Source organism: Rossellomorea sp. DA94 (assembly GCF_029834455.1).
GTDB lineage: Bacteria > Bacillota > Bacilli > Bacillales > Bacillaceae_B > Rossellomorea > Rossellomorea vietnamensis.
On the sequence record NZ_CP122397.1, the window covers coordinates 1,361,900 to 1,377,415 of the forward strand.

The 15,516-nt window shown below is 44.9% G+C and carries 18 protein-coding genes and 1 pseudogene; 14 read left to right on the forward strand and 5 right to left on the reverse strand.

The window, feature by feature from the left end; all coding sequences use genetic code 11:
- The 4 genes from P8596_RS07215 to P8596_RS07230 all read left to right on the forward strand — a co-directional run bounded on the left by P8596_RS07215 (position 1) and on the right by P8596_RS07230 (position 2,489).
- Complete coding sequence (locus tag P8596_RS07215) at positions 1-183, forward strand: hypothetical protein (protein ID WP_224520610.1); 183 nt, start codon at positions 1-3, stop codon at positions 181-183.
- Between the two features lie 76 nt (positions 184-259).
- Positions 260-433: a hypothetical protein gene (locus tag P8596_RS07220; RefSeq protein WP_098441226.1), complete on the forward strand. Its 174-nt coding sequence runs from the start codon at positions 260-262 to the stop codon at positions 431-433.
- 263 nt (positions 434-696) lie between these two features.
- Complete coding sequence (gene yhbH / locus P8596_RS07225) at positions 697-1,857, forward strand: sporulation protein YhbH (RefSeq protein WP_371928753.1); 1,161 nt, start codon at positions 697-699, stop codon at positions 1,855-1,857.
- A gap of 140 nt (positions 1,858-1,997) precedes the next feature.
- Complete coding sequence (locus P8596_RS07230; RefSeq protein WP_224520609.1) at positions 1,998-2,489, forward strand: STAS domain-containing protein; 492 nt, start codon at positions 1,998-2,000, stop codon at positions 2,487-2,489.
- A 24-nt stretch (positions 2,490-2,513) separates the two neighbouring features.
- Here P8596_RS07230 and rpiA read toward each other — a convergent pair whose 3' ends face one another.
- Complete coding sequence (rpiA, locus tag P8596_RS07235) at positions 2,514-3,200, reverse strand: ribose-5-phosphate isomerase RpiA (RefSeq protein ID WP_279726487.1); 687 nt, start codon at positions 3,198-3,200, stop codon at positions 2,514-2,516.
- Positions 3,201-3,285: 85 nt separating this feature from the next.
- On the opposite strand from rpiA, the gene P8596_RS07240 reads away from it, so the two are divergent.
- The 7 genes and pseudogenes from P8596_RS07240 (at position 3,286) to P8596_RS07270 (ending at position 8,315) form a co-directional block, all read left to right on the forward strand.
- Entirely contained in the window at positions 3,286-4,275 is a 990-nt protein-coding gene (locus tag P8596_RS07240) for a Gfo/Idh/MocA family protein (protein ID WP_224520608.1), read from the forward strand.
- Positions 4,276-4,324: 49 nt separating this feature from the next.
- Positions 4,325-5,062, forward strand: coding sequence for an alpha/beta hydrolase (locus P8596_RS07245; RefSeq protein ID WP_279726489.1), 738 nt, complete (start codon positions 4,325-4,327; stop codon positions 5,060-5,062).
- Positions 5,063-5,168: 106 nt separating this feature from the next.
- Positions 5,169-5,486: a YciI family protein gene (locus P8596_RS07250; RefSeq protein WP_224520606.1), complete on the forward strand. Its 318-nt coding sequence runs from the start codon at positions 5,169-5,171 to the stop codon at positions 5,484-5,486.
- Between the two features lie 10 nt (positions 5,487-5,496).
- Positions 5,497-6,519, forward strand: coding sequence for a phosphotransferase enzyme family protein (locus tag P8596_RS07255; RefSeq protein WP_279726490.1), 1,023 nt, complete (start codon positions 5,497-5,499; stop codon positions 6,517-6,519).
- Positions 6,516-6,719 carry a hypothetical protein gene (locus P8596_RS07260; RefSeq protein WP_224520604.1) on the forward strand — a complete coding sequence of 68 codons (204 nt, stop codon included), beginning with the start codon at positions 6,516-6,518 and terminating at the stop codon, positions 6,717-6,719. The genes P8596_RS07255 and P8596_RS07260 overlap by 4 nt, the downstream gene beginning before the upstream one ends.
- Before the next feature lie 128 nt (positions 6,720-6,847).
- Entirely contained in the window at positions 6,848-7,654 is an 807-nt protein-coding gene (gene proC, locus P8596_RS07265) for a pyrroline-5-carboxylate reductase (RefSeq protein ID WP_279726491.1), read from the forward strand.
- Between the two features lie 121 nt (positions 7,655-7,775).
- Positions 7,776-8,315, forward strand: a pseudogene (locus tag P8596_RS07270) (NAD(P)H-dependent oxidoreductase).
- 77 nt (positions 8,316-8,392) lie between these two features.
- Here the strand turns inward: P8596_RS07270 and P8596_RS07275 are convergent.
- The 3 genes from P8596_RS07275 to P8596_RS07285 all read right to left on the reverse strand — a co-directional run bounded on the left by P8596_RS07275 (position 8,393) and on the right by P8596_RS07285 (position 10,561).
- Positions 8,393-9,046 carry an SIMPL domain-containing protein gene (locus tag P8596_RS07275; RefSeq protein ID WP_279726492.1) on the reverse strand — a complete coding sequence of 218 codons (654 nt, stop codon included), beginning with the start codon at positions 9,044-9,046 and terminating at the stop codon, positions 8,393-8,395.
- 8 nt (positions 9,047-9,054) lie between these two features.
- Positions 9,055-9,522 carry a hypothetical protein gene (locus tag P8596_RS07280; protein WP_254653499.1) on the reverse strand — a complete coding sequence of 156 codons (468 nt, stop codon included), beginning with the start codon at positions 9,520-9,522 and terminating at the stop codon, positions 9,055-9,057.
- A gap of 88 nt (positions 9,523-9,610) precedes the next feature.
- Positions 9,611-10,561 (reverse strand): L-lactate dehydrogenase, encoded by a 951-nt coding sequence (locus P8596_RS07285; protein WP_279726494.1) that lies wholly within the window; start codon positions 10,559-10,561, stop codon positions 9,611-9,613.
- A gap of 330 nt (positions 10,562-10,891) precedes the next feature.
- On the opposite strand from P8596_RS07285, the gene P8596_RS07290 reads away from it, so the two are divergent.
- Together P8596_RS07290 and P8596_RS07295 are read left to right on the forward strand one after the other, a co-directional pair.
- Entirely contained in the window at positions 10,892-11,428 is a 537-nt protein-coding gene (locus P8596_RS07290; RefSeq protein WP_079534760.1) for a GNAT family N-acetyltransferase, read from the forward strand.
- Positions 11,429-11,571: 143 nt separating this feature from the next.
- Complete coding sequence (locus P8596_RS07295; protein ID WP_254653725.1) at positions 11,572-12,117, forward strand: histidine phosphatase family protein; 546 nt, start codon at positions 11,572-11,574, stop codon at positions 12,115-12,117.
- A gap of 59 nt (positions 12,118-12,176) precedes the next feature.
- On the opposite strand, the gene P8596_RS07300 is transcribed toward P8596_RS07295, so the two are convergent.
- Positions 12,177-13,478 (reverse strand): NCS2 family permease, encoded by a 1,302-nt coding sequence (locus P8596_RS07300; RefSeq protein ID WP_034760258.1) that lies wholly within the window; start codon positions 13,476-13,478, stop codon positions 12,177-12,179.
- A gap of 241 nt (positions 13,479-13,719) precedes the next feature.
- Between P8596_RS07300 and P8596_RS07305 the strand changes: the two genes are divergently transcribed.
- The gene (locus tag P8596_RS07305; RefSeq protein WP_224520598.1) at positions 13,720-15,363 is read left to right on the forward strand and encodes a M20/M25/M40 family metallo-hydrolase; all 1,644 of its coding nucleotides are present in this window, start codon (positions 13,720-13,722) and stop codon (positions 15,361-15,363) included.
- Positions 15,364-15,516: the final 153 nt, after the last annotated feature.

The window sequence follows — 15,516 nt, forward strand, 5'->3', positions numbered from 1 at the left end:
ATGAGTAAAAGCAAACACGAATTAGATAAAAATTATGAACCGGAAAACGGCTCAATGGCGCATGATATGGAAGAGATGGAGCAATTGGGGAAGCAGATGGATAAGCTTAGGACGAATGAAGAATTGAAAGAGGATAAAAAACAGCCCGATCCTGTTCAGTATAAAGAGAAAGACAAGGAATAGTTGACAGAAAACTCTGAATACCATAATCTATAGATAGAGAGCCGGACCCATTATCAAATGAAGGTGGGTTGATAGGATGTCGTTTACACCGAAATCCCGGGAAGAAGCGGAACCTCTCAATGGTAGCATGGCCTCCAATATGGAGGAAGTCATTAAACTGGGAAAGCAAATGGAGAAATTACGTTCCAGTGGCGAATTAAAGTTGAACAATCGAGTTTCAGACCCGGCTCAATATGAAGAGGAAGCTTAATCAGGTGAAAGTGCCTGATTATTTTTTTTGGAATTTCATCGATCCGGGACAGGCATTACAACCTGTCAGAAAAATAGGCTCGTCCGATTAGAAAAGAACGGTTAATTGTCGAAATTATTTGTAAATTTATCAATACTTCTGCATAGGATAGAGTAATCCCCGTTTCACTTCATGGGATACGTGCAGTTTAGACAGTCAACATAGTGTATGCAGGAAAATGAAAAAATGTGAAAAAAATTAAGGAGGGGAATAATTTGAGTCAAATGGATAATCATCAGTTTGTCATTTCCAAGGAAGATTGGGCCCTCCACCGCAAAGGTCACGATGATCAGCAAAGACATCAAGAGAAAGTACAGGATGCCATCCGCAATAATTTACCAGACTTGATCACAGAAGAAAACATTGTCATGTCCAATGGCCGAGACGTCGTCAAAATCCCGATTCGTTCGTTAGATGAATATAAAATCCGTTACAACTATGATAAGAATAAACACGTCGGGCAGGGAGACGGTGAAAGCCAGGTAGGGGACGTCATTGCAAGGGACGGCTCACAACAGCAGCAGGGTCCAGGAAAAGGTCAAGGGGCCGGGGACAAAGCCGGTGAAGATTATTATGAAGCAGAAGTTTCGATGCTTGAAATTGAAGAAGCGTTATTCAGCCAATTGGAGCTTCCGAACCTGAAGAAGAAAGAGCAGGATGTCCAAACCGTCGAGCATATTGAATTCAATGATATCCGTAAAACCGGCCTAATGGGGAATATAGATAAAAAGAAGACGATGATGTCTGCCTTCAAACGAAATGCCATGAAAGGAGCACCAAGCTTTCATCCGATCTTTACAGAGGATCTGAAATTCAGGACGTGGAACGAAGTATTAAAGCCCGAATCCAAAGCCGTTGTACTCGCGATGATGGATACGAGCGGCAGTATGGGAGTGTGGGAGAAGTATATGGCAAGAAGCTTCTTCTTCTGGATGACCCGATTCCTGCGCACGAAATATGAAACCGTGGAAATCGAATTCATCGCTCATCATACCGAAGCCAAGGTGGTGTCAGAAGAGCACTTCTTCTCGAAAGGGGAAAGCGGAGGTACGATCTGTTCATCAGCCTATCGAAAAGCCCTTGAGCTCATAGATGGAAAGTATGCTCCAAGCCGTTACAATATTTACCCTTTCCATTTCTCCGACGGGGATAACCTGACGAGTGATAATGTGCGGTGTGTCAAGCTTGTCGAAGAATTAATGAAAGTGTCCAGCATGTTCGGATATGGGGAAGTGAATCAGTATAATCGTCACTCCACATTGATGTCAGCCTATAAAAATATTAAAAACGACGATTTCCGCTACTACATCCTTAAACAAAAAGCCGATGTATTCCATGCCATGAAGAGTTTCTTCCACAAGGAGCAGGAAAAGGCATTCGCGTGAGAAAAACCAGCCGACGAGGCTGGTTTTTCATTGTGATCTATTTATCTCGTTACATATGAAATCATTAGGTTATTCTGTATCTAAAGTGCTAGAATAGAGAAAGGTACTTTAAAAACATTCTATAAGCGGTGAGGGTTGTCATGACAAGTGAAAGTCAAGAAGTTCAACGATTAAAGCAAGAGGTTAAAGAATTGAAAGAAAAGCTGGCACAATCCGAAGAGCTTATCAAGGATATATCAGCACCCATCATCCCGTCCATCATCCCTGAAACGATTCTGATTCCCATAACGGGGAGGCTCACTCCTGAACGCTTTGAGATGATCATTTCAAAGATATTGGACTTCTCATATGGAGGAGATATCAATACCATCATTGTAGACTTCTCAGCGATTTCAGAAAAAGAAATCGGAGAAATCGACATCTTCGGCACCTATATCCATAATATGGCCAATGCGATCGGGTTAATGGGGATCGAAACCCTATTCGTCGGTTTCACTCCTGCTCTTACGCAAGTAATGATCAATTCAGGAGTGAGGGAGCTTCAAGGGATTAAAACCTTCCTGACATTCCGGACAGCACTGCAGTATTTGATGAGGGAAAAAGACATGGAATTCCAAAAAGCCAACCAATAAGGTTGGCTTTTGTACTGAGTGCCATCATGTCAGATTCTTCTTGGGTGAGACAACCTCCACGCCATCCGGTTTCCCTACAATCATCAGGTCGGTCACGTCAATGAAAAGACCTGTTTCCACGACACCTAATAATTGTTTTAACTGGGAGTGAAGGGAGGCAGGGGCATCGATGCCCGTGAAATGACAATCCACGATATAGTTTCCGTTATCGGATATAAATCGTTCATCATTTCTTTTTCTTAGAACAGGCGTGCATCCTAATTCAGCGAGTGATCGGCATGTCACTTCCCATCCGAAGGGTGTGATCTCAACAGGGAGAGGGAAGGAGCCAAGCTTTGAGACCAATTTGGACTCGTCCACGACAACGATAAACTTGCGGGTGAACGTATCAATAAACTTCTCCCTCACCAATGCTCCACCTCCCCCTTTTATTAAGTTGAACATGGCATCCACTTCATCGGCGCCATCAATCGAAAGGTCCAACATGTTCACTTCAGAGAAGGTAGTCAATGGAATGCCGGCCTTTTTTGCCAGGCGCTCTGTTTCCACTGAAGAGGGGATGGCCTTGATCTGTAATCCTTGAGAGACGAGTTCCCCTAATTTTTGAATCGTCCAATAAACGGTTGAGCCGGTTCCCAAACCGATCGTCATTCCGTCTTGTATATATTCTGCCGCTTTTTCACCGGCCCATTTCTTTTCCAGGCTGTCCACTCTAGTGCCCCTTTCCAATATAATCATCGTTTTACTTAGCATTCTATACTAGAATAAACATGAATGAAAGAAGGAGAGATCATATATGATTAGATTCGGAATCATCGGAACCAACTGGATCACTGACCGTTTTATACAAGCATCAGAAAGCGTGGATGACTTTCAATTACAGGCTGTTTACTCAAGGACCGAAGAGAGGGCAAGGGCATTCGCTGAAAGCCATGGGATCGGCGACTGGTTCACGGATATAGAAGAGATGGCGAGTAAAGATCTTATCGATGCCGTGTACATAGCCAGCCCCAATTCCTTTCACTGCAGTCAGGCCATCACCTTTTTAAATAAAGGCATTCACGTATTATGTGAGAAGCCATTGGCTTCGAATGAAAGAGAAGTTCAAGAGATGGTTGCTGCTGCAAAGGAGAACGATGCCTTACTCATGGAAGCGGTCAGGACCACATTCCTGCCCAATTTCAAGGTGCTTAGAGAGAAGCTGCACAGCATCGGGACCATTCGGAAAGTCAATGTCAGCTGCTGTAAGTATTCTTCCCGATACGACGCGTACAAAGATGGGACGGTCCTGAATGCATTCAATCCCGCTTTTTCCAATGGTGCCCTGATGGACTTGGGTGTTTATTGCATTTATCCCATGGTTGTTCTATTCGGAGAGCCGAAGGAAATAAAGGCAACTGGCACCATGCTGGATTCAGGTGTCGATGGTTCAGGCACAGTCATCATGAAATACGATGAAATGGAAGTGGTGTCTACTTTCTCTAAGATTTCAAATACGCACATCCCGACTGAAATCCAAGGAGAGGAAGGAACAGTCACCATCGATCAAATAGGTGAATTCAGTACACTGACGTTTTATTATCATAATGGAGAAAAAAGTGTTTATACTCAAAAAGAGGACTTTCCGTACATGTATTACGAAATAAGTGAATTTGTTTCCATCATCAAAAAAGGCGGGGAATACGAATCTCCCATTAATTCTTACCAGAATTCATTAATCAGCTCCAGGGTGATGGATAACGCCAGAAAGCAGATCGGACTGGTTTTTCCGGCAGATCGGACTTGACGATTCGGAAATGATGTTTTATTTAGTGTCTATGAAGGGAAGAGAGCCGATGAAAAAGATATTAAAATGGGCCGGAATTGTTCTTTTGGCAGTGATTGTAGTAGGTTTTCTGGGATTCTACATCTGGTCAGAACAAACGTATTCAGCCAAGGAGAAGTTGACGAAGGCAGTCCACCTGGGGGATGACCCACTGATAGAGGAAAAAAATGACTGGCTTATTTTTAAAAGTGAAGATTCAAACGGGAAAGGCGTCATACTTTATCCCGGAGCAAAGGTGGAAGTGGAGGCTTATGGGTATATCGGTAAGTCTCTATCCGATAAGGGGTACACCGTCGTCATCCCTGAGATGCCATTTCATATCGCTTTTTTCGGCATGAATGAAGCTGAAAAGATCATCAGCGATTTCGATGAAAAGCTTGATTGGTATCTGTCCGGTCACTCATTGGGAGGTGTGGCTGCGGCATCGTATACCTATGATCATCAAGATGAAGTGAAAGGTGTCATATTCCTGGCCTCCTATCCAACCACTTCGGCTGATTTCTCCAAGAGCGATATGCCGGTCCTAAGCATCTACGCAGAGAACGATGGCCTTACCACAGGGGATGATATTGAAAAAAGTAAGAAGCTGCTGCCGTCTAAAGCGGCCTTCCATAAGATTGACGGCGGCAACCATGCAGGATTCGGAGTGTATGGTCCACAAAAGGGTGACAAGAAAGCGAGTATTTCCGTGTGGGAACAGCAGGATGAAATCATACAGGTGATGGACGATTGGATGAAGGAGAACTAACCCTTTTAGTGCCGCTTGAGTCGAACTCAAGCGGCCTTTTTGATTTCTGAATAAAGGATTATGGACGGAGCAGGTCGTATATGTCATGGTGAAGGGAGAGATAGAAATGGAATTTATTTATGTATTAAAGTTGATCCCACGCTTGTATCAAGAAGCAAATTGGACAACCGGGGATGAAGAAATCGTGAAACGTCATTTCGAACGCTTGAAAGAATGGACGGACAATGGGAAAGTGATCCTTGCCGGCAGAACATTAAATGAAGAGGAAAATGCCTTTGGAATCGTAGTATTTGAAGCGGATGACGAGGAACAGGCAAAGGCATTCATGCAAGAAGATCCGACTGTAGCTGAAGGTATCATGACAGCAGAACTGTTCCCTTATCGTGTGGCTCTTTTAAGAAAAAATGAACATGTCATAGACTAGGAGATAAAGAATGGAAAAGTGGATTCAAGAACTTTTTACAGAGGATATATTAAAGGATGCAGCTTCACGCTTCGGCTGCGACACAAATCATGCGAAGAAGCTTGGTGATTTCGAAAACTATGTGTATGAGGTGCACAGGGGAGAGATTCCCTATATCCTCCGCCTGACTCATAGTTCCCATCGTTCAAAAGGGGAAGTGGAAGCAGAGTTGCAATGGATCAATTACTTACATAAACATGGGGTGAATGTTTCACTCGTGAATGATTCAGAAGCAGGAAACCTGGTTGAAGTACTGGAGGCGGGGGATACACATTTCTTTGTCTGTTTATTTGACAAAGCTCCCGGGAAACCCGTGAAGATGGATGATCCTTTATTTGATGATGACCTTTTTTATAAATGGGGAAAACTCACCGGTCATATGCACCGGGTAACGAAGGGGTATGTGCAGGGTGAAGCTGGGCGTGACCGGTGGGATCAAGATGATGTACTTGATTACGAGAAATATTTGACGAGTGATAAAGACAGGGACATTATCAGTAAAGGACATCAAAACAAGGAAACGATCAGAGGATTTAAAGAGACACGTGATTCGTTTGGACTCATTCATTCGGACATCCATCCAGGCAACTTCTTTTTTCATGATGGAGATCTCCATGTATTCGACTTTGATGACAGTACTCAATTCTTTTTTGTAAGCGACGTGGCCATCCCGTTATATTATTCAGTATGGTGGAAGTTTCGGAATGAGACCCTGGAAACCCGCAGTGGATTCGGGGGGAAATTCCTCATCGCGTTTCTTAAAGGATATTTGACGGAGTGTGACATCGATGACGAATGGGTCAAGCGCATCCCCCATTTCCTGCTTCTCAGGGATCTGACTCTCTACACAGTCTTCCATAAAAAGTGGGATCTTGAGAATTTATCTGATGGAGAGCGGTCGTTGCTGTCCCAAATCAGGGAGAGGTTACAGGAGGATGAACCAATCGTCGACCTTGATTATGAGAAGATCCTTCGTGTAGTCCGCACAAGATGATCTGGGCTTTACTGATTACCGGGGGAATCATCGGGTTACTGGTCAGGGTGATGAGGGTGACCTTCAAGAGTGGATACGGCATGTCGGAAGACCTGTTCGATCAGCCGGTGTATGTGAAAACATGCAGTCATTGTCATAAAAAGATTCCAAAGGATTATTCTAAATCCCTGTGCCCCCATTGCGGGAAGCTGGTGGAATGATGGAAAGGCTCAGGGTGGAGTGGTCTCCCGGGGCCTTTTTTTAAAGTGAAGAGGTGAAACATGTTAATAGAAGGGAAAGTTTGGTATGATGCTAAAGACTGTTTACATAAAATCGAGAGGTGAAAGAAATGGATAAAACCATTGGATTTATAGGATGTGGAAATATGGCGCAGGCCATCATGGGAGGGATACTGAAGTCCGGGCTGGTGGACAGACAATCTGTTCGTGCAAGTGCCAGGACTCAGGAAACCCTGGATATGGTCAGAGAGAAATTTGGAGTGAAGGCGACGGATGACAATCTGGATGTAGCAGCCTTTTCTGATATTGTGTTCCTTGCTGTGAAACCGGATCAATACAAGGACCTGATCGAATCCATCAAACATTCCTTGAAAAAAGACAGCATCATCATTACGATTGCGGCTGGAATCACGATTGAATGGATGGAAGAGCAGATTTCCCCTTCTGCCAAAATCGTACGGACGATGCCGAATACTCCGAGTCTTGTCGGGGAAGGAATGACCGCATACTGTGTGAATGAAGAAATAACAGAAAGCGATTTGGAACATGTCCAGGCAATCCTTGAAAGCTTCGGAAAGGCGGAAAAGATCGAGGAAAGCTTGATGGATGCAATACCGGCAGTGAGCGGCTCCTCTCCTGCCTACGTGTTTATGTTTATCGAAGCACTCGCCGATGGAGCCGTCCTCCAGGGAATTCCGAGGAATCTTGCCTATCAGCTGGCATCACAGGCAGTGCTTGGGGCAGCTAAAATGGTCCTTGAAACCGGCACTCATCCAGGAGAGCTGAAAGATGCGGTCTGTTCACCCGGAGGCGCAACGATTGAAGCAGTGGCTGCTTTAGAGAAACACCAGTTCAAGGGGGCTGTATTATCGGCCATGGAAGCCTGCGGGCGCAAATCGAAATCCCTTGGTGAATAGCTGATTGAGTTACCTGCAAATTTAATAGGGTAAATAAAAAATAAAAATTTTTAAGATATTATTTGTATGTACAAATGAATATGTGTTATTATTTGTACATACAAATAAGGAGTGAGAGAATTTGAAAACATTAGTATTGGTTGGCCATCCAGCCATTGAAGAATCCAGAATGAACAAAGCGTGAGCAGACCGGCTGGAGAAGGAAGAGAACATCACGGTCCATCATTTATATAAAGAATACCCTGACATGAAAATCGATGTAGAAAGAGAACAACACCTGTTGCTGGCCCACGATCGCATCGTGTTTCAATTTCCATTCTATTGGTACAGCACTCCCGCCATTTTAAAAGAATGGCAGGATCAAGTGCTTCAATACGGTTGGGCATACGGTTCGGAAGGGACGAAGCTCTTTGGAAAGGAATTCCTGGTTGTCACTTCAACAGGCGGACCTGCCGGGGCTTACCAATCAGGAGGCTATAATCATTATTCCATGAGTGAATTGCTGAAACCATTACAGGCGATGGCTAACCTCACAGGGATGACCTTCCTGCCTGCATATGCCGAGCAGGGCGTCAGGATGTTGAGTGATGAGGAAGTCTCCATTTCTGCAGAAAAAGTGGCTGCCTATGTGAGGGATGGGGATTTGAAGAGAGGTCGGTAAGCGGTATTTTGTAAGAGTGATGGAAAGTGGATGCCAGAAAAAAACTGCCTCAGTAGTTCTCTACTTTGGCAGTTTATTTAATGGGTCCTGAATTCTACTGTGATGATGGCTGTGACGGCAATTTGACCAGGCTCCACGGCCGTACTTTCGTCGGCTGCCTTTAAATAGGCGGTGTTCATAAAGGGAACGGCTGAAGGCCGGGATTGTTCCGTAATGGATTTGGGCTGCGGATTAAGCTGTTGATTTGATTGGCCGGATAATGTGAGTGCCTTTTGGTATGCCTCTTGATAGGCTAAGGCGAGAGCCTGCTGGTAGGATTCGATGGGGTTAGACTGAATGAACTGAATGTTTTCCACTCGATTGGCCCCACTCTTTAAAGCATCATCAATGATCTTTCCGACTTTTTCGATCGACTTAACAGTGACCCTGAATACTTGTCGAACTTCATAACCGGTGAACGTTTGTTTTCCATCTTCAAATTGATACTGTGGAAGAACTTGATAGGTGGACGTCTGAATATCCTGTCGGCGAACTCCGTTATTTAAAAGGGACTGAACGACCCGATTGGAAAGTTGCTTGTTCTCGTTTTGGGCAACTTCAAGCTCTTTATCATTCGTCACAATGCCTATCGATACGAGGGCTTGATCCGGATCGACATACAAAGTATGTTCCCCGCTCACGGTTATGATGCCATTCGATTGATTGGTTCGATAGTATGGGATTGAGTGCATGGCGCCACCTACACGCACGTAAAGGATTCTATTTTATCCAAATCGATGCCGAAGTACACCCATGTGAATCCGATCCATCTCCATCCGGCAATGGAACGGCGCCCGACAAACACCGGGTAGAACCAGAAAGCATCTCTTCTTAACCATATATACGTGTAACGGAATAAGCATCTTCTGATGGCACCCGGATCGACTGCGAAGGTGCTCGGTCCACCCTGCGTTCCTTGAAGTGCCGTTTTTTGCGGTTGGAAGTTCGGTGGTGGACCGGGTGGTGGTTGGTTTTGTCCCCCCTGCCCGCCTGTAGGGGGTGGTGAGCTTGGTGCTCCTTGTCCTCCACCGGGAAAACCGGGAATGCCTGGGAAACCACCGCTGCCTGAACCACCGCCGCCTGGAAATCCAGGAATACCAGGGAAGCCACCACCGGAACCCTGTCCTCCCCCGGGAAAACCAGGGAATAATTGTCTGTGATCGTACATAGAAGAACCTCCTCATAAAGAATTCTCTTTATCTTATGAGGAGGGGGAGTGGGCGTGCGTGTCTAATCTGCTGTGATAAGGTAGCCCATTAAGATTCCAGCGCTTTTTTCATGACGTTTTTCAACGTTTGGGCAGAATGGGAGAACTGGGTCTTTTCTTTTTCATTCAAGGGAAGTTCGACAACTTTTCGGATTCCATCCCGGTTGATGATGGCCGGTACACCGATATACATGTCCTGTTCCTGATATTCTCCTTCAAGGAGGGCGGAAACGGTCAGGATGCTGTTTTCATTATTGAAGATGGCTTTGGTGATCCGGGCAAGTCCCATGGCGATTCCGTAGTACGTGGCCCCTTTTCGTTCGATGATGTGATAGGCGGCGTCCCTTACATTGACAAAAATGTCATCGAGGTCTTTCTGGACGTTCTCCCTGTCCATATCAATCAGTTCATTCAACTGACTTGCACCAACTGTCGTATGGCTCCAGACCGGGAACTCTGTGTCACCATGTTCCCCCATGATATAGGCGTGGATATTTCGTGTATCGATATCGAAATGCTGGCCGACCAGGTAGCGGAGCCTGGCTGTATCGAGGATCGTCCCTGAGCCGATGACTCTCTCTTTCGGCAGGCCGGAGAATTTCCAGGTGGCATAGGTTAAGATGTCGACAGGGTTGGTGGCGACAAGGAAGATTCCGTTGAAACCACTTTCCATGACGGAGTCTACGATGTTTTTGAAGATCTTCACATTTTTTTCTACAAGATCCAATCTGGTTTCACCGGGGGCCTGATTGGCTCCGGCCGTGATGACGACCAAATCAGCGTCTTTACAATCACGATAATCCCCGGCTGAAATCTTCATGGGGGAAGCAAAAGCAAGACCGTGATTTAAATCACGTGCATCTCCGTCGGCTTTCTCCTTATTCAAGTCGATCATCACAAGCTCATGGGCGATTCCTTGATTGAGAAGAGCGAAGGCATAACTGGAACCGACAAATCCTGTACCGATTAAAGCTACTTTGTTTGTGCATTTGACTGTCATACGTCATCACCTATTCTTTCATAATTTGTCCTAGCGATTGGTAACATCCGTTCCCGATGGTTAGAGGGGAAGATTGAATCCGTTGATATTGTGAAGTATTTCACAAACAAATCATAACACGTTTCTCACTGATATTCTATTAATAAATACATCCTATCATACATTTATTGTGAAATGATTCACAAATTTGTCAAAGTTACTGGAGGGGGACGGACTTGATTCCTGGGACCTGGTTCTAGGAATCAAGGTCCGTCCCTCTAAAAGAAGGGTTTTTTAGTGGTTGTGATGAATGTATAGAGGAAGAGGTTTGTTTATGGAGGTGCTGTATGTATGAATGTCGTGAGTGGGGAGTTGAATGTCCGTCCGTTAGTGGCTGGGGATAAGTACACGCTTTCAAGGTGGTTGACGGATCCCGTCGTCCTGGAATTTTATGAAGGCAGGGATCGCCCTTTCACACCCGAGATGGTGGAGGAGAAATTCTTCTCGGATAGGGGTGTCATGAGTTGTCTAGTTGAGTATGAAGGAATTGAAATCGGTTATCTTCAATATTACCAGCTCGATCATGAGACGATGATACGCTACGGCTATACGAATCTGGATGAAGTGATTTATGGTACGGATCAATTCATCGGAGAGGCGGATTATTGGAATAAGGGAGTCGGGACAAAGCTCATTCGTGCTGTGGTGGAATACTTGCTTCAGAAGGAGGGAGTCCACCGCCTCGTGATGGATCCGATGACATGGAACACGAGAGCGATTCGCTGTTATGAGAAATGTGGATATAGTAAAGCACGGATACTCCGGGAGCATGAGCTTCATGAAGGGGTATACCATGATTCATGGTTGATGGAGTTCATACCCGAGTAAATGGAAGATACACCTGTGGCTTTTTGAAAAGTAAAAAAGTAAGGACATGATTTCTACGCAGTACATATCGAATAGTCAGGGGCTGTTCAAACGGGCGGCCCTATTTATTGTTGTCTAAGAGAAAGGAGTGAATGGATGTGACCGTGACTAAATTATATCTTGTCAGGCATGCCCACTCGATTTATACGCCGGAAGAGTTAACGAGGCCCCTGTCTGAAAAGGGAAGAAGGGACGCTCTTAAGGTGACGGAACGACTGATAAAAGAAGGGATTGACGTGATTTGTTCCAGTCCCTACAAAAGAGCCGTTGAAACGGTAGAAGGAATAGCCCGGCATATCGATCAGGAAATTACATTGGTGTCTGAGATGAGAGAGCGCACACTATCCTCGGTGCCTGTCGAAAACTTTCAGGAAGCCATTTCATCGGTTTGGGCTGATCCTTCCCTTGCACTGGAAGGCGGAGAGTCGAATCTTACCGCTCAAAAGAGGGGTGTCGAGGGGATATTTAAAATATTGGAAGAATATACTGGTAAAAACGTGGTGATTGGAACCCACGGAAATATTATGGTCCTGATCATGAATTATTTTGACGCGGGATATGATGTGGAATTCTGGAGAGAACTTGAGATGCCGGATGTATATTGTTTAGCATTCCATGATAGAAATCTCGAGAGTGTAAAAAGAATATAATCGCAGCTCATTTAAAAAAGACCGTTCACTGTGAACGGTCTTTCGAGTATCTATCTGAATCAATGAGGCAGGAACGCCAGCTGATAGAAGAACAGGACAGCAAAGATATAAACAAGTGGATGTACTTGTTTCCATTGTCCTTTCACTACTTTCAGTAAAGGATAAGAAATGAATCCCAGTGCGATCCCCGTTGCGATGCTGGATGTTAAAGGCATGCTCAGGATGATGAGGAATGCTGGAAAGGCTTCATCCAGCTGATCCCATTTAATTTGGGAAATGCTTCCCATCATCAGGCTGCCCACGATGATCAGGGCAGGAGCCGTAATGGCAGAGATCCCAGATACGGAACTGACCAATGGCCCGAAAAAGGCGGAAGCGATAAACAGGATCGATACGGTCAAGGTTGTCAATCCCGTTCTTCCCCCGGCAGAAACGCCAGCCGAAGACTCGATATATGCGGATGTCGGGCTCGTCCCGAACATCGCACCGATCGTTGTCGCGATGGAATCGGCTAGAAGTGCCTGCCTGGCCCTCGGAAGGGTGTTTCCTTTCATAAGTCCAGCCTGCTGTGCCACTCCGATCATCGTTCCCGTCGTGTCAAAGATGGTGACAAGTAAAAATGAGAAGACGACCGCGTATAATCCATACTGGAAGACGTCGGCAAAAGCCGTTACCGGGTTTGCTACCATCAGTCCTTCAGGAAGATGGGGAATGGCGACGAATCCTTCTTTAAAGGAAAGGTCTCCCGTAAAGTACGCAATCAATCCAGTCACGATCATCCCGATGAACAGGGCTCCATGGACGTTCAGGACCATGAGGATCAGTGTGACGGCCAATCCGGTCAATGCAAGAAGTGCTGAATGGGAATGAAGATCCCCAAGCTGTACTAAATTTGTCGGATGTGCCTGGATCAATCCAGTCAGACGCAATCCGATAAAAGCAATGAATAAACCGATTCCCGCTGTAATTCCGTGCTTCAGATTCTGAGGAATGGCTTCGATCAATTTTTTTCGCAAGGGTGTTAAAGAGAGCAGGATGAAGACGATCCCTGCTACGAAAACGGCAGAAAAAGCAACGATATATGAAATATCATCATGTGCACCGACAACTGAGTAAGTAAAATAAGCATTCAATCCCATACCTGGTGCAATGGCGATCGGATAATTTGCAAACAATGCCATCCATAACGTTCCGGCTACGGCCGATATGATGGTTGCTAAGAATACCTGATCAAACGGGACACCCGCATCGGATAAGATGATGGGATTCACAACCACTATGTATACCATCGTCAGGAATGTTGTAATACCGGCAAGTATTTCCGTTTTGGGATCCGTACCGTTTTCCTTTAATTTAAACATCGTAAAACCTCCAATAAAAACGAACATTAAAAACACACAACTTCTATAATATTCGGTAATAGAACGAATTTCAATAGAAAAGACCGAATTATTTTTAAGAAAATATCTTGAAACCCCTTCCAAACCCCATTCTTTTTCGATAAGATGTTATCAATTATAGAGGAATCAGTTTCTATAATGCCCATGCATTGAACGATTTACCACGCATAGGCTCATATTTCTTTAAGAAAGGGGCGGTACTATGTATACTCAACTGAAAAACAAGTCAACTTCTGAACAGATCGAACTCATCACACGATCCTTAATCGCTCTGAAAAGTTATAACGGTACAACCGGCGAAAGTGAGAAAGCCCTATTTATATATAAATTGATCTCATCGTTTCCTTATTTCAAGCATCATCCCGAAAGAGTCTGGCTACAGGAAGTCCCTAATGATCCGATTGGAAGGAAGAACGTCTTTGCCTTTGTAAAAGGGGCGTCTTCTAAAACCGTCGTATTTCATGCCCATTACGATACGGTGGGAACAGATGATTATGGGGCCCTCCAGGATATGGCCCATGACCCGGATTTTCTGCAGAAGTTTTTCATGGATTATGAAGGGGAGGAGAAGGTAAAAGAAGATGCCCTTTCAGGAAACTGGCTGTTCGGGAGGGGCTCCTTGGATATGCAGAGCGGGATCGCCGTCCATTTAGCGAATCTTTTATATCATACAGGGGAAAAACAGCCGGATGGGAATTTACTCTTCCTGTTCAATGGGGATGAAGAAAGTGAGCATGCCGGGATGATTGCGGCTTTAAGTGATCTCCACCGCTTGAAAAACGAAGGCTTTGACTATTTAGCAGCAATCAACACAGACTTCATTTCCCCTATTTATGACGGGGATTGTAAACGGTATATTTATACGGGAGCAGCGGGGAAGCTGCTGCCAAGTTTCTATATATATGGAAGAGAAGCACATGTAGGGGATGTTTTGACATCGATTGATCCAACCGTGATCGCTTCGAAGATCAATCTCGAAATCAATCAGAATCTTGATTATCTCGAGGATATCCCCGGGGAGTTCACCCTGCCGCCTTCATGTTTGCATTTTAAAGAGGATAAGCATACGTATAATGTTCAGACACCACTCAGTGCGTCTCTGTATTTCAATTATTTTGTATATGAAAGAACGGCTCGTGAAGTGCTGTACGACATGAAAAAGGTCGCTTTGAAGGTAGTAAGTGAAATGGAAGAGCGAAGCAAAAGGCAGTTTGAACAGTACCGGAACTATCACGGATTCCCCGAACGGGAATTCTCATGGGAAGTAGAGGTCCTTACGTTAAGGGAGTATATATTCTGGCTGAAAGAAAGGGGCATAGATCCGGACCCCGTCATGAAGAAAATTTTTCATGATATGGAAGGGGAGGACCGACGGACGATTGCTTTTTCAATGGTGGAAGCCCTCCAGCATCTTGACCCCGACCGGACACCAAGGGTCATCCTGTTCTTCGCTCCGCCTTTTTTACCACATAATTTTGTGAATGAGGAAAATGAGTACGGCAAGAAGGTGAGAGAGGTGCTCGGAACCTGCTTGGATGACATATCAAATGAGACAGGCGAAGAATTCGTCATCAAACGGTTTTTCCCATATCTCGCAGATGGCAGCTTTCTTTCCCTTCACGAAGAAGATGAAGATATCGAGGTTTTCAAGAAGAATCTGCCCCTCATCGATCACCTGTACCCGGTGCCCATCGATATGATCAGAAAGCTGAACATCCCCTCCATCAATATAGGAGTCTACGGGAAAGATGGTCATCAATGGACCGAAAGAGTGTATAAACCTTATACGTTCTCCGTCCTGCCGGAGATCATCAGGCGGGTGACGAAGGACTTATTGGAAATTTAATATGAAATAGGTAGAGAGGTTATTTTCCTCTCTATTTTTTATTGGTCATTAGAGTGTGATTTACTATAAAAATGAATTTTTCTGGATTCTCACTAGAAAATTGTCACAAAACGGTCAATCCCAAAAGATGCATGAACGGAACAAGTTTACTAT

Bases quoted from the DNA above. Each gene is read 5' to 3' on its own strand.
- P8596_RS07215 (WP_224520610.1), top strand. From the start codon at position 1: ATGAGTAAAAGCAAACACGAATTAGATAAAAATTATGAACCGGAAAAC.
- P8596_RS07220 (WP_098441226.1), top strand. From the start codon at position 260: ATGTCGTTTACACCGAAATCCCGGGAAGAAGCGGAACCTCTCAATGGT.
- yhbH (WP_371928753.1), top strand. From the start codon at position 697: ATGGATAATCATCAGTTTGTCATTTCCAAGGAAGATTGGGCCCTCCAC.
- P8596_RS07230 (WP_224520609.1), top strand. From the start codon at position 1,998: ATGACAAGTGAAAGTCAAGAAGTTCAACGATTAAAGCAAGAGGTTAAA.
- P8596_RS07240 (WP_224520608.1), top strand. From the start codon at position 3,286: ATGATTAGATTCGGAATCATCGGAACCAACTGGATCACTGACCGTTTT.
- P8596_RS07245 (WP_279726489.1), top strand. From the start codon at position 4,325: ATGAAAAAGATATTAAAATGGGCCGGAATTGTTCTTTTGGCAGTGATT.
- P8596_RS07250 (WP_224520606.1), top strand. From the start codon at position 5,169: ATGGAATTTATTTATGTATTAAAGTTGATCCCACGCTTGTATCAAGAA.
- P8596_RS07255 (WP_279726490.1), top strand. From the start codon at position 5,497: ATGGAAAAGTGGATTCAAGAACTTTTTACAGAGGATATATTAAAGGAT.
- P8596_RS07260 (WP_224520604.1), top strand. From the start codon at position 6,516: ATGATCTGGGCTTTACTGATTACCGGGGGAATCATCGGGTTACTGGTC.
- proC (WP_279726491.1), top strand. From the start codon at position 6,848: ATGGATAAAACCATTGGATTTATAGGATGTGGAAATATGGCGCAGGCC.
- P8596_RS07275 (WP_279726492.1), bottom strand. From the start codon at position 9,046: ATGCACTCAATCCCATACTATCGAACCAATCAATCGAATGGCATCATA.
- P8596_RS07280 (WP_254653499.1), bottom strand. From the start codon at position 9,522: ATGTACGATCACAGACAATTATTCCCTGGTTTTCCCGGGGGAGGACAG.
- P8596_RS07285 (WP_279726494.1), bottom strand. From the start codon at position 10,561: ATGACAGTCAAATGCACAAACAAAGTAGCTTTAATCGGTACAGGATTT.
- P8596_RS07290 (WP_079534760.1), top strand. From the start codon at position 10,892: ATGAATGTCGTGAGTGGGGAGTTGAATGTCCGTCCGTTAGTGGCTGGG.
- P8596_RS07300 (WP_034760258.1), bottom strand. From the start codon at position 13,478: ATGTTTAAATTAAAGGAAAACGGTACGGATCCCAAAACGGAAATACTT.
- P8596_RS07305 (WP_224520598.1), top strand. From the start codon at position 13,720: ATGTATACTCAACTGAAAAACAAGTCAACTTCTGAACAGATCGAACTC.